The following is a 14,054-nucleotide window of genomic DNA, read 5'->3' as shown; positions in this document are numbered from 1 at the left end:
TTTTTTTAGGCCTATTGGCTTTCACGATCTATGTACAGTGGCTATTCGCGTATAGCTCTAACGGTGATTGCCACGCAAGTCCAGCACGGTCTCCTGCAATACCTCGGCATTCGCATGGGTGGCCTCAACCGGCTTTCCCGCCACCACACAGACTCTTGACCAAAAACGCCGGGGCAGGGTGCTGAATGCAAGGCCGCCCTTGTGGCTGAAAAAGCTCCCCCACAAGCCTCGCAGCGCCATAGGGATCACCGGCACCGGGGTTCGTTTCAGTATTTTTTCTATCCCCGCTTTGAACGGCTGCAATTCGCCATTTTGGGTAAGCTGACCTTCGGGAAAAATGCACAGCAAGTCACCCGCCTGTAATCCCTGTTCAATTTCTGCGAATGCTTGTGCATAACCCTCCGGGTCTTGCTGTTTGGAGCAGATGGGAATAGCGCGGCTGGTCTTGAAAATAAAATGCAGCACTGGGATTTGGTAAATGGGCTTGTACATGATAAAGCGGATCGGACGACGCACCGCACCAGCCAGCAGTAGAGCATCCACATAGCTTACATGGTTGCAGGCTATGATGGCCGCGCCTTCTGCCGGAATACGCTCCAGCCCCTGGTGCTTCACCCGGTACATAGTGTGAGACAACAGCCAGATGAGCAGCCGCATGGCGAACTCCGGCACCTTGGTAAATACAAAAATGGCCACCGCCGCATTCATCAGTGCGATGACCAGAAAAAACTGCGGGATTGTTGCCCCCAGTATATTGAGGAAGACGATGCCGAGCAGTGCTGCTACCACCATAAACAGTGCATTGAAGATGTTGTTGAGGGAAATGATACGCGCACGAATACTGGGCTCGGATCGCTCCTGCATCATTGCGTACAGCGGCACGATGAAGAAGCCACCAAAAATGCCGATGAGTGTCAGGTTGACGAGAATCCCCAGCGCGCCGTCACTGGCCCAGAAAGCGGCAACGGTAGTCTCGGCAGGAGGCTGGTAGTTACCGGTGGCAGAAGCCAGCAGCATGCCCACCACCGTCAATCCGGCGGCGCCGATTGGGACCAGGCCGAGCTCAACACGTCCCGCAGACAGGCGCCCACACAGGAGTGACCCGACCGCAACACCAATGGTGAAGCAGCACAGCAGCAGAGTAACCAGCGACTCACTGCCGCCCAGCACATTGCGCGTCAAACTTGGGATTTGCGTCAGATAGGCTGCCCCCAGTAACCAGAACCAGGAAATACCAATGATGGCGTAAAACACCGATGGTGTTTTGACCGCTTCCCGCAGCATATTGCGAGACTGGCTTAGTGGGTTGAAGTTGATTTGCAGTTCCGGAGCAGGCGCGGCTGCGCTGGGAATTGCACGCGATGCGAAGTAGCCGAACCCGGCAGTCGTCAGAATAATAATGGAGATCCACAGCAGCCCGGATTGGCCTGCGCCGGTGTACCCCGCCAACAGGCCGCCCACAATCGTTCCCAGTAAAATGGATACGAAGGTGCCCATTTCCACCAGTGCGTTACCCGAGACGAGTTCTGGCTTCTTCAGGTGTTGCGGCAAGATTGCATATTTGACCGGGCCAAAAAACGCCGACTGCACGCCGAGCGCAAACAGCACTGCGAGGCAGAGAGCATTGTTGCCGCTGTACAAGGCGATAACACCAAAGGTGACGATACCGATTTCCGCGATTTTAATCCGTTGTATCAACACGCTTTTATCGGTCTTGTCCGCAACCTGGCCGGCGGTGGCAGAAAACAGGAAAAAAGGCAGGATAAACAGGCCTGCAGCGAGATTAATTAGGAAGTTGGCTTCCGACGCCGCGAGGCGGAACGCGATCATGACGATGAGCGCATTCTTGAAAACATTGTCGTTGAAGGCACCCAGGAACTGGGTGCAGAAGAAAGGCAAAAAGCGCCGGCTGCGCAATAACTGTGACTGGCTGAGGTGGGCCATGTGGGGCTCCCGCAATCTGGTTTTGCCTAATGGTAAACCATCTGCGAGGCTACTTTTAGCCCACTTATCACGCGCGTGGCCTAGCCCACGCCCTGCGCCATGACCGCATTGGCGACGCGCTGGAAGGCGGCAATATTGGCTCCTCGGTGGTAGTCCTTGTAGCTATCCTCATCGCCGGCATGCTGGATGCATTGCGCGTGAATGTCCTGCATGATTTCCAGTAGCTTGTCGTTCAGTTGCTCCTGGTCCCAGCGTGAGAAAGAAGCGTTTTGCGCCATTTCGAGTCCAGAAAGCGCGACGCCTCCCGCGTTCGATGCTTTTCCCGGTGCGTGCAGGATCTTGTTTTCCTTGAACAGCCGGGTAGCGTCCTCGGTACAGGGCATATTAGCCCCCTCGGCAACAATCTGACAGTGACTGTCGGCGAGCGCTTGTGCGTCATCCGCATCAATTTCATTTTGGGTGGCGCAGGGCAGGGCGACATCGCAGCGCTGTCCCCAGGGTTTTTCATCCTTGAGCCAGTCACCGCCACAATCCGATTGGATGGTCTTGAGTACATCGGTGGTACTGCCGGACTGCTCGATTGCGCGGTCAATCGCCTCGCAGGGAATCCCCTGCTTGCTGAATAGTGTGCCCTGACTGGATGAGAGGGTGACGACTTTCGCTCCCAGGTGGGTCGCTTTTTGTGCCGCGTGTAGCGCTACATTGCCGGCACCGGAAATGGCGATGGATAGCCCATCCAGTTCCTGCTCTCGTTGCGCGAGCATGCAGCGTAGAAAGTAGATAAGGCCGTAACCAGTTGCTTCCATGCGCACATGGCTGCCGCCAAATTCGATGTCTTTGCCGGTGAGTGCGCCGCTGAACGTATTCACCAAACGGCGATAGTGACCAAACAGGTAGCCGATCTCTCTTCGTCCAACGTTAATATCACCCGCGGGCACATCGGTGTTCTCGCCGATGTGTCGGTACAGCTCGTCCATAAATGCTTGGCAAAAACGCATGATTTCGCGTTCCGAGCGACCGGATGGATCGAAATCTGAGCCGCCTTTACCACCGCCGATCGGTAAACCCGTCAGCGCATTTTTGAACGTCTGTTCGAACGCGAGAAACTTCAGAACTGAGACGGTAACCGTACGATGAAAACGTACCCCGCCCTTGTAGGGGCCAATTGCACCGCAGTGCTGCACGCGCCAACCACGGTTAACCTGTACTTCGCCATGGTCGTCTTCCCAGCAGACTCGGAAGGTAATGATCCTGTCGGCCTCACTCAAGCGCTCGAGCACTTTGGCTGCGCGCCAGCCCTGGTGTTCGGTATACATGGGGTAAATGTCGCTCGCCAGTTCGCGCACGGCCTGGTTAAACTCGGGCTCGTGTGGGTTTCGCTGCTGAACCCAGTCGATAAAATCACGTAATCCCGTTGCATTGTTGTCGCTCATTCTGTGCTCCGGCGCTGATGTGGGAGGGGGGGGCCAGTAAATTGCGCATGCGCGTTACTGTAACTGTATACGTGAAACTTGCGGTGCAGGATTTATGGCACAAAAAAAGCCCCGCGCATTGCGGGGCTTTTGTGTGTCAGGCGATGTATGCCGGTAACGGCCAGGGGATCACCAGATCTCTACGCGCTCTTCCTCGGGCAGGTACATACCGTCACCTTCCTGTACGTCAAATGCGCTGTAGAACGCTTCGATGTTCGGTACAACGCCCTGTACGCGGTATTTGGCCGGCGAGTGCGGATCGGTTTTCAGGCGCTCGCTCAGGGCTTCATCGCGCATTTTGCTACGCCATACCTGGGCCCAACCCATGAATACACGCTGATCACCGGTGAAACCATCGATTTCCGGGCCTTCTTCGCCATTCAGGGACATCTTGTAGGCTTTGTAGGCAATACCGAGACCAGACAGATCACCGATGTTTTCACCCAGGGTCAGCTCACCGTTGATGTGCTCGCCTTCAAGTGGCTGGAAGCCCTGATACTGTGCCACCAGCTTACCGGTCAGCTGCTCGAAGTTATCGCGGTCGGAATCGGTCCACCAGTTATTCAGATAGCCCTTGCCGTCAAACTTGGAGCCTTTGTCATCGAAGCCATGGCCAATCTCATGGCCAATGACACCGCCGATACCACCATAATTCACCGCATCGTCCGCGTTCATATTGAAGAACGGAGGCTGCAGGATGGCCGCGGGGAACACAATCTCATTCATCGGCGGGTTGTAGTAAGCGTTCACAGTTTGCGGGCTCATATGCCACTCGCCGCGGTCCAGCGGTTTACCCAGTTTGTTGCGATCGTTCAGGGTGTCGAACAGAGTTGCCCCGATTGCGTTGCCCACCAGGTTGTCTGCCTCGACCTGTAGTTCGCTGTAGTCGCGCCACTTGTCCGGGTAACCGATCTTGGTGGTGAAGTTGGCGAGCTTGGTGAGGGCTTCCTTCTTGGTGTCCTCGCTCATCCAGGTGAGGGATTCGATGGACTCCTTGTAGGCAGCCTTCAGGTTGTCCACCAGCTTGACCATGCGCGCCTTGGCTTCCGGCGGGAAGTATTTTTCGACGTAAAGCTGGCCGACCAGTTCACCCGCAGAGCCGTTTACAAACTGTACCGCGCGCTTCCAGCGTGGCTCCATTTCTTTGGTGCCGCGAATAGTGGTGCCATAGAAGTCGAAGTTGGTCTGGGCAAGTTCACTATGCATGTAAGGTGCAGCTGCAGAGAGCACCTTGAGCTTAAGGTAGCGTTTCCAGGTGTCCAGCTCGGTATCCGCGATGATGGTGTCTACCGCTTGCAGGTACTCGGGCTGGCGAACAATAAATGCATCGGCCTTCTGCAGGTGGGCTTCCTGCAGGTAGCTGTCCCAGTCGAAGGACGGCATCAGTGCTTTCAGCTCAGCCAGGGTTTTCTTGTTGTAGGATTTCACCGGATCGCGGTTTTCTACCCGCGTGCGGTGGTGCTCCGCCAGGCTTTTCTCCAGTGCGTACAGGGATTCCGCATATTGCTCGGCGTTATCCAGACCAGCGATTTCCTGCATCTCTACCAGAAACTCACGATAGGCTTGCTGGAGCTTTTGGCCCTTCTCTGAATCATCGAAGTAGTAGTCGCGATCGGGTAATCCGAGCCCGGCCTGGGAGAGGTAAGTAATGTAATTCTCGACCTGTTTCAGGTCTTGATAAACATAGCCGCCGAAGGGCACGTCGTAACCTACGGTGTCGGCATAAGCGAAGTAGTCACCAAGATCCTTGCGTGACTCGATGGCATCGATCTTGGCCAGTTCGGGCGCAATAGCGCTGATGCCTTTCTTCTCGATGAGCTCTTCATTCATGAAGCTGTTGTACAGGTCACCGATCTGTTTGGCACCCGCACTGTTGGCGTTTTCGCTGGCCTCCATGATCAAGCCTTTTACCTCTTCGGTAGCTTTATCGCGCAGCATGCTGAAACCGCCCCAGCGGGATTTGTCCGCGGGGATTTCGGTGTTCTTGATCCAGTTGCCGTTTACATAGGAGAAGAAATCATCCTGAGGGCGGACGCTGGTATCCATGGCGCTCAGGTCAATACCAGAGCCCAGCGTGGTGCTTGCGGTAGCGCTTTGCTCAGTGGAGGGCTTGGCATCGGCGGCTTCTGTGCTGCCGCTTTCCGGTTTGGCGCAGCCGCCGATGGCGGTAATGGCAGTGGCGATAGCCAGTGGTAAAAGCAGTTTCTTCATAGAGGGCCTTTTGGGCTTTTTATACGTTGGTTCACCGTCCAATGTATGGCGCGGCTAGAGTGTGTGCAGCTTGAATAGTATGTGTGGCGGGGTGGCTGCGGCAAGCGCATGTGCGGTGAATGGTAGCCTTGGGGCGATGGAAGCAAGGGCTGGTGTCGGGCGGCAAATGGGCAAAGAAAAGCCCCAGTTAAGGGGCTTTTGCGCAGGTGTCGAGGTTGTAGCCGGCACTTAGTCCGGGAGACGGAACGTGATCGGTACCGAGAAACGGTATTCTTCCATCTTGAGCTGGGCTGGGGTAGCCGGGTACGGACCTGCGCGCTCCACCGCCTCAAGTGCTTCGCGGTTCAAGCTGGAATAGCGAGATTCCTGGACCGTGGAAACGCTCGTCACATTGCCTCTGCTGTCGATCACCACATTCAGGCGCACGCTGCCTTCCTGGCCGCGATCCTGGGCGCGTTTCGGGTAGCGGATGTGCTTGAAGGTATGGCGCAGCAGCATGGAGTGGTAAATCTGGCGCGCCAGAATCATGTCTGCGGTCAGCGGGGCTTCTTCCTCTTCCTCCAGTTCCTCCTCCTCTGCCGGAGGCGTCGCCGGGCGAGTGGTGGTCGGCTTCAGCGGCTTGGGCTGGGACGATGGCGTAGCGGCAACCTCCGCGGCCTCAGGCTCGGCTCGGGCAGGTGCGGGTTCTTCCGCCGCAGGTTGTTGCGCAGCGGGCACGGCCGGTTTCTGCACCGCTGCGGTACCGATTGCGGCCAGTGTTGGTGGGGGAATATTCGCGGTCAGCTTGGGTTTTACCGCAGGCGCAGGCTTGGCAGCCGTCGCCTTGGATTCTTTTTCCGCTTCCTGCTCATCGAGCATCGCCGCAACCTGGGCCACACGCGCCGCACCTGGCTGTAGGGACTCATACGTCGCGAGTGTCCCGGCATCCACATCGCCGGCAGCCATCAGGCTATCGCGGAACTCGGTAGAAGGCGGTACCGGGCCGATCCAGGCGCGCAGCAGGGTATTGAAGAACTCACGGTCTTCAATCATGCCGAGCATGATGTCATTCAGGGAAACGGAGGTTGTCCCGGTGTCTGGGGCGTAATCGATACTCAGGTGATCGCCGCTCATCAAGCGCCCTTTAAACAGGTTGGCGAAGGTCACCATATTGTTTGCCTGACCCGTGAGTGTGTCACTCGGGTTGTTGATGGCGATACTTTCCATCCACTGGTTGCGCAGGCGCCTTGCGGACAAGCGGTCGGCGATTACGCGAATTTGCAGGCTGCGTGAAACATTGCTGTCGAGCAGGGCGCTGGCATTGTCGGCAAGTTGGTCTGAATAGACCGCAACGAAATAGCGATCTTTGTTGAATTGCTGCTCCAGCGCGAGTCCATTGAGGAGCGAGGCTGCGTTTGCGGTCACGGCCGCAGCGAACAGCAACAGGGAAATGACGATTTTTGTCGATTTCATTGTAATGGTATCTATTATTGGCTTGTGGCCGGATGGGCAGAAACCGGCAGAAAAGCGCTGAGTTCCCGTCCATGTACCCCAAGGAATGCTCACTGCTTCTTTCGCACCCTCCCCCCGAAAGGTACGGCCCGGGAAAGGTAGCTAATTGGGGGTGGTAAAATGCCCCGTAACTACCTTGATTTTCTCCCAGGGTCCACTCAACTCTACTGTAACTGCAATGGAGTTCAACCCTGAAGTGGGTAAAATGTCTCGTTTTTTTAATTTCTCCGTACTCTGGGGCAGACACAGCGTTGTTTGTGCCTAGAATGCGTGTTCTGGTGGTGCACTGTGCATGCGCATATGTACAAACAAGGTGCGCCGTGAAACTCCTGCGAGGCTGGCTCCGGTAGTCGGTCACACCACGCAACATTCAAGACGTTCATGGATTATAAAGCGCTTAGTGATTTTCCCCGCGATGCAGTGGATCGCCTGCTAAATGTCATTCATCTCTTTCGTGATATTCGTGCCACCAGTGAGTGGCAGTACGATGTATTGCTGAAGCGCTCGCGTTTGGTTTCTCTGAACCCCGGGGAGGCGCTGCTGCACAGCGGCGACGTAGATCAGTGGGTGTATTTCCTGGTGCGCGGCGAGTTGCAGGTGCATGTGGATGATGCCGCGGCATCCAGCGGTGAGCGACCACTTGCCGAAATTCGTCCCGGGGAGGTATTTGGTGATTTGTCGATGCTGTTGGCAGAACCCCGTAGTGCGACCATCGTGGGGGCACCGGTCAGTCAGGAAATACAGGTGCTCGCGGTGGATTGCACCCTGTTTGGTGACCTGGAGGACTTTTCCCTGCTACAGCTGCCGACAAAATTGGTGTTCTATCGCAATATGGTGCATTCGCTGCGCTGGAAGCTTGAAGTCTACCGTTCCAAATACCCTATGCACGAGCTGGCCAATAGCCACCGCCGCCTGAAGCTCTATACCGGTCCAAAAAATTGCAAAGAGGAGTTGGTGGCGTTGGCAGATCAGGCGCGGGACCTGGCGCGTATCCTGCTGGATTGGAATGCCGAGTTCGGCAGCGGCCAATTGGCCGCGGAAGAATCGGATATGTCCGACTTCCTCGAATCCATACTCTCCTGACCATTCCCTCCCCCTGTCCATAAAGACAGGGTGAACCCTTTCTCTATTTCCCGCGTACAATGTCCGTTGCGGATCCTGTGTGGATCCATTGCGGATTGAGTGCGTGGGACCGCACGTGGCCGTCTCACAGGCCATGTCGAAACCTGATTAGCTCGATTAGGCCTGGTTAGGTCTGGTTAGGCCTAAAAAGTACCCCGGAGTTGATCAATCTCAGGTACAGCAGGCTGCTCGCCCCTCTAAAATCTCCTGCGGATTTCGTAATACGACAGTTTTGGGCGCTGTTTCGATCAAGAATTGTGCATAAAATCTCCTATCAAATTTAACTTGCAGACAGGAATGCAGTTATGAACTTTCTGTTGGGCTTTTGGCGGCAACGTAACTATCGCATGGCAACCATCGTGGGTGGCCTGGCTGCGCTATGGCTGTTAAGTGGCATCTTGTTCAAGGACGAGAAGCAGGCGCTACTTGAAGCGGAGGTGGCAAAGAGTGCGTCTGCGGTACCGGCGGAGCTTGTGAAAGTCAGCGGGCGTTACATTGAGGCGCAGCCGTACACCACGCGCGTGGTGGTCAATAGCCGTAGCGAGGCCAACCGGAGTGTGCAGCTGAGAGCCGAGCTCGATGGCGTGGTAGCGGGGCTTCCGGTGGACGAGGGGCAGTATGTCGCCAGTGGCGATGTGATCTGTGAGATTGCCGCAGAAGATCGTCCGGAGAAGCTGGCGCGCGCGCGCGCTGCCTTGAAGAAGGCAGAACTGGATTATGCGGGTGCTCAAAAGCTCAAGGGGCGGGGCCTGCAGTCCGGCACGCAAATGGCCCAGCAGGAAGTTGCCCTGGCCAATGCCCGTGCGGACCTGAAACGGGCACAGCTGGATGTGCAAAGTCTGAAGATTCGTGCGCCCTTTGACGGTGTCGTGAACAGTCGCGCGGTGGAGCTGGGGGATTTTGTTCGCCGCGGCGAGGAGTGTGCAACCATTCTCGACCTGACTCCCATGTTGATCGTGGGAGAAGTTTCTGAAACCAAGGTAGGCAGTCTGCAGCTCGGCGCGCCGGCCAACGCACAAATGCAGGGTGGCCAGATTCTCAATGGCCGCCTGCGCTACGTGAGCCAGCAGGCGCATGCCGTGACCCGTGCGTACCGCGTAGAAGTCGCGGTGGCGAATGACGATGGGGCACTGCGCAGCGGCATCAGTGCGCGCTTGGCGCTGCCGACCGGCGAAGTGATGGCCCACAGGATCAATTCCTCCCTGTTAACCCTGGATGACGCGGGCATGCTGGCGGTGAAGGTGCTCGACCCGGACCACCGGGTTGAACTACGCAATGTCCAGCTGGTCAGCGATGAGAGTGACGGTGTTTGGATCACCGGGCTGGCACCGCGCACTCTGTTGGTCACCGTGGGGCAGGAATATGTCAGCGTCGGTGAGCGGGTTGATGTAGAGCTCGAACAGAGCGCCGGTGACTTGCCCGCACCAATTTCCGCTGTTGCCCCTGAAGGTGGCACAGCGGCACCCGCAGAGCAGGCCGCGCAGGCTTCCGGGGAGTCGCTGTAATGAAACTGTTGGACGGGGCGGTTAATCGTTTCCGCAGTAGCATCAGCCTGATGCTGCTTATTGTGATTATGGGGATCGCTGCACGCGGTGCCATGACGGTGGAATCCAGCCCCGAGGTGAACCCGCCCATCGTCATCGTGCAGGTTCGGCATGAGGGAATTTCGCCGGAGGATGGGGTACGCCTGCTGATTCGTCCGTTGGAGCAGGAAATTCGCTCTCTCGAAGGTGTGCAAGATGTTATGGCCACCGCGCGTGAATCGCTGGTCTACCTGGTCATCGAATTTGACTCCGCGCTGGATATCGATCTTGCGGTAGATGATGTGCGCAACGCGGTTGATCGCGCCAAGGCCGAATTGCCGCGGGATGCGGATGAGCCGGTAGTGGAGGAAGCTTCGGCACAGCCATTCCCGACAATAGTCGTTACCCTTGCTAGTGAAGGTGCCAGTGAGCGCGAACTGCTGCGCAGTGCGCAACTGCTGAAGCGCAAAATTGAGAATGTCGCTGAAGTTCTGGGGGCCGATATCAACGGCAACCGCGAGGAAGTTGTTGAGGCGATCATCGACCCGGTGCGGCTCGAGCATTATCAGATTACCAGCGGTGAACTGATTAATGCGGTGCTGGGGAATAACTTGCTGATTCCCGCCGGTGAGATGGATGTCAGCAAGGGCCGCTTCTCGGTCAAAGTGCCGGGGCTGATTGAGTCTGCCAGCGACGTCTACCAGATCCCGCTCAAGCAGTCGGATGATGGGGTGGTGACCCTTGGGCAGGTCACCGATATCCGGCGGACGTTTAAAGACGCTGTTAGTTATACCAGTGTGAACGGGCAGCCGGGACTGTCGATTAATGTGGAAAAGCGCACCGGCGCCAGCTCGGTAGACCTGGCAGATAAGGTGCGCGCAGTGGTGAATGCGGAACGGGAATTCCTGCCGCGCGGGGTAACGGTTGACTTCGTCTTTGATCAGTCCAACTGGGCGCGGGATATGGTGAGCGAAATGGAGGGTAATATCCTCACCGCCATGTTGCTAGTGATGATTATTGTGGTGTCTGCGCTCGGGTTTCGCTCTGGGTTATTAGTGGGGCTGGGGATTCCTTTCTCGTTGTTGTTTGGTTCTATTATCGCTTGGTCGCTCGGCTATTCATTTAATTTCATGGTCATGTTCGGCATGTTGCTGGCCCTCGGCATGCTGATCGATGGCTCAATCGTGATTACCGAATTTGCTGACCGCAAGATGGCCGAAGGGTTGTCTGCGCGTGCGGCCTATTCTATTGCTGTGCGCCGAATGTTCTGGCCGGTGGTGGCCTCAACGGGCACAACCCTCGCCGCGTTTTTGCCGATTATTTTCTGGCCGGGCGTGGTCGGTGACTTTATGCGCTACCTTCCGGTAACGGTTTTTGCCGTGCTGGCGGGATCACTGGTATATGCATTGTTCTTCGCGCCGGTTTTGGGCTCCGTGTTTGGCAAGGGCAATATGGATCCTGCCACCCAGCGTGACCTTAAGCAGCTGGAGCATGGCAATGCGGCCGACCTGGGGGGTGTTACCGGCTTTTATGCCCGCGTGCTGACGCCGGTCGTGCGTCATCCATTGGCATCCTTCGGCGGCACCGTCGCCGTGCTTGTGGGGATCTTTTTCGCCTTTGTGACATTTAATCCCGGCGTGGAGTTTTTCACTGAAACCGAGGAGCAGTACGGCAATGTCGAGGTGCGGGCGCAGGGTAACCTTTCCCTGGAGGAAAAACGTGCGCTGGTTACCCAAGTGGAAGCGGCGGTCATGCAAGTACCCGAAGTTCGGGTTGTATACACTGCGATTGGCTCAAGTGGTATTTCTGGTAATCAGGATAAGGCACCCGACCAGATTGCCAACCTGCTGGTAGAGCTGCAGCCGACAGATCTGCGCGAGCGCAAAAGTCGCGATATCTTTGCCGATATTCGTCAGCGCACCGCAGGATTTGCCGGTATCAAAACCAGCGCCAAGGCGTTTGAAGGCGGCCCTCCGGTAGGTAAGGCGATTGTGCTTGAGTTGCGCAGTCGTGATTACGACAGTCTATTGACGGAAACCTGGCGGCTACATCGTGCTCTGGAGAATGAGTTCGATGGGCTACGGGACATCGTAAATACCGCTCCGCTGCCCGGTATTGAATGGGAAGTGAAGGTCGATCGTGCCAAGGCAGCGATGTATGGAGCGGATCTCACCGGTGTTGGCCGCGCGGTACAGCTGGTAACCAATGGTGTATTGATGGCGCAATACCGCCCGGATGATTCCGATGAGGAAGTGGATATCCGCATCCGCTACCCGGATTACGCTCGCGGCATTACCGCGCTGGACGAACTCAAGGTAAACACACCGGGAGGTGCGGTACCGGTCAGCAGTTTCGTATCCACCGTGGCGGGTCCCAAGGTAGATAAAATCGAGCGTATCGATGGCATTACTCGTATGCAGGTGAAAGCGGATGTGCAGGACGGTGTCTTGGCAGATGATAAGGTGCGCGAGATTCGCCAGTGGCTGGAACAGCATCCGCTCGATGGCAATGTGGAACTGCTCTATCGCGGCGCGGATGAGGAGCAGAGTGAGTCACTAGTGTTTCTGCAGGTTGCTTTCTCCCTGTCCCTGTTCCTGATGTTTATCTTGCTGGTGACCCAGTTCAATAGCTTCTATCAGTCTGCGCTGATTCTCTCGTCGGTGATTATGTCCACTGCCGGCGTGATGCTGGGGCTGACGCTCACCCAGTCGACTTTCAGTGTCATCATGACGGGCGTGGGGATTGTGGCGCTGGCGGGTATTGTGGTGAACAACAATATCGTATTGATTGACACCTACAACTATGTGCGCAAGGCCGATCCGGAGCTGAGTGCCGGTGAGGCGGCGGTCAAGGCTGCCGCACAGCGCCTGCGTCCGGTATTCCTCACTACCGCGACCACGATTCTCGGGTTGTTGCCCCTGGCCCTCGGGGTGAGTGTGGATATGCTTGGCCGCGATATTGTTGTCAACGGCGTAATCGCGTCCTTCTGGGTGAAGCTGGCCAGCGCCATCGTGTATGGGCTGAGCTTCTCTACCTTGCTCACCCTGATCGTGACGCCGGTGATGTTGGCGCTGCCTTCAGCATTACGCGATGTGATAAAGGCGGTGCTGCCTGTGGGTCTCTTGGCCAAGCGTGGCTTGCGCAGCTGATGCAAGGCTGCTGGTGGAGCTTTGTGGTGGTGGCACGCCTGAGTGCCCGCCACCGATAACTTTCTGGCAGACATAAAAAAACCCGGCGGGCCGGGTTTTTTTATGTCTGCCAGAAAGTGTCGATTAGGACTTGGCTTTCGGCGGACGACCGCGGCGAGCGGGAGCCTTTTTGGCGGCAGTTTTCTTGGCTGCTGCTTTCTTGGCTGCTGCTTTCTTGGCTGGGCGGCCTGGCTTCTTGGCAGCAGTCTTCTTGGCTGCTTTTTTGGCCGGACGACCTGGCTTCTTCTTAGCGGTAGCCTTGGTTTTGGCTTTTGCTTTAGCGGTAGCTTTCTTGGCAGCAGCGGTAGCTTTCTTCTTGGCGGCAGCAGCCTTCTTCTTCTCAGCAGCGGCCTTCTTCTTGGCGGCAGCAGCGGCCTTCTTCTTGGCAGCAGCAGCTTTCTTCTTCTCAGCAGCGGCCTTTTTCTTCGCAGCGGCAGCGGCTTTCTTCTTGTCTGCGGCAGCCTTCTTCTTGGCGGCAGCGGCAGCTTTCTTGGCAGCAGCAGCAGCTTTCTTCTTGTCTGCAGCGGCCTTCTTCTTGGCAGCAGCGGCGGCTTTCTTGGCAGCGGCAGCGGCGGCTTTCTTCTCAGCGGCAGCCAGCTTCTTGGTGATTGCCGCTTCTTCCTTGGCTACAGCCTTGGCAACTTTGGTTGCCAGCTTGTTCTCAGCAACAATGGCGGCCAGCTTTGCTTTTGCCACAGCAGCGGTTGCCTTGGCAGCGACAGCGGCCTTTTTGGCAGTTGCAGCGGCAGCTACGGCAGCCTTTACTTGCTTCTGCTGAGCAGCAGATTTTTTCTTGGCACGGGCTGCTTTAACCTTGGCGGCGGCAGCTTGTGCTTTTTTGGCAGCTTTGTCAGCTTCTTTGCCGGCTTTATCGGCTTCTTTCTTTGCGCCAGCTTCTTGGCTACTACGCGCCTTTTCCAGCTGGGTTTTCAAAGAAGCGAGTTCCGCCTCCAGTTTTGCCACGGCGCTTACGCGCGCGGTGGATTTTTTACGTCCGGCCATAAAATATCCCTGTATCTAAATTTAGTATTTAGGTGTTATTTTGGATGAGTGGAATTCATCGCGCTAATTGCAGCTTATTTATATACTTGATTGCAAGTGTT

General features: G+C 56.4%; 8 protein-coding genes. 3 read left to right on the top strand and 5 right to left on the bottom strand.

Features of this window, described 5'->3' with window-relative positions; translation table 11 throughout:
- Window positions 1-57: 57 nt before the first annotated feature.
- The 4 genes from AS89_RS0111005 to AS89_RS0110990 form a co-directional block, all read right to left on the bottom strand.
- Window positions 58-1,944: an MFS transporter gene (locus AS89_RS0111005; protein ID WP_010132681.1), complete on the bottom strand. Its 1,887-nt coding sequence runs from the start codon at window positions 1,942-1,944 to the stop codon at window positions 58-60.
- An 80-nt stretch (window positions 1,945-2,024) separates the two neighbouring features.
- Window positions 2,025-3,377, bottom strand: a complete 1,353-nt coding sequence (gdhA, locus tag AS89_RS0111000) for an NADP-specific glutamate dehydrogenase (RefSeq protein WP_010132680.1) — start codon at window positions 3,375-3,377, stop codon at window positions 2,025-2,027.
- 168 nt (window positions 3,378-3,545) lie between these two features.
- On the bottom strand, window positions 3,546-5,627 hold the full coding sequence (locus tag AS89_RS0110995) for a M13 family metallopeptidase (protein ID WP_010132679.1): 2,082 nt from the start codon (window positions 5,625-5,627) through the stop codon (window positions 3,546-3,548).
- Window positions 5,628-5,855: 228 nt separating this feature from the next.
- On the bottom strand, window positions 5,856-7,079 hold the full coding sequence (locus AS89_RS0110990) for a TonB family protein (protein ID WP_010132678.1): 1,224 nt from the start codon (window positions 7,077-7,079) through the stop codon (window positions 5,856-5,858).
- A gap of 420 nt (window positions 7,080-7,499) precedes the next feature.
- Between AS89_RS0110990 and AS89_RS0110985 the strand changes: the two genes are divergently transcribed.
- The 3 genes from AS89_RS0110985 (at window position 7,500) to AS89_RS0110975 (ending at window position 12,912) form a co-directional block, all read left to right on the top strand.
- Complete coding sequence (locus tag AS89_RS0110985; protein ID WP_010132677.1) at window positions 7,500-8,201, top strand: cyclic nucleotide-binding domain-containing protein; 702 nt, start codon at window positions 7,500-7,502, stop codon at window positions 8,199-8,201.
- A 344-nt stretch (window positions 8,202-8,545) separates the two neighbouring features.
- Entirely contained in the window at window positions 8,546-9,745 is a 1,200-nt protein-coding gene (locus AS89_RS0110980) for an efflux RND transporter periplasmic adaptor subunit (RefSeq protein ID WP_010132676.1), read from the top strand.
- The gene (locus AS89_RS0110975; protein ID WP_010132675.1) at window positions 9,745-12,912 is read left to right on the top strand and encodes an efflux RND transporter permease subunit; all 3,168 of its coding nucleotides are present in this window, start codon (window positions 9,745-9,747) and stop codon (window positions 12,910-12,912) included. The genes AS89_RS0110980 and AS89_RS0110975 overlap by 1 nt, the downstream gene beginning before the upstream one ends.
- 123 nt (window positions 12,913-13,035) lie before the next feature.
- Here AS89_RS0110975 and AS89_RS0110970 read toward each other — a convergent pair whose 3' ends face one another.
- Window positions 13,036-13,953 carry a hypothetical protein gene (locus tag AS89_RS0110970; protein WP_010132674.1) on the bottom strand — a complete coding sequence of 306 codons (918 nt, stop codon included), beginning with the start codon at window positions 13,951-13,953 and terminating at the stop codon, window positions 13,036-13,038.
- Between the last annotated feature and the right edge of the window lie 101 nt (window positions 13,954-14,054).

Source organism: Microbulbifer agarilyticus S89, assembly GCF_000220505.1.
Lineage (GTDB): Bacteria > Pseudomonadota > Gammaproteobacteria > Pseudomonadales > Cellvibrionaceae > Microbulbifer > Microbulbifer agarilyticus_B.
This window is presented reverse-complemented; position numbering and strand designations above follow the sequence as displayed.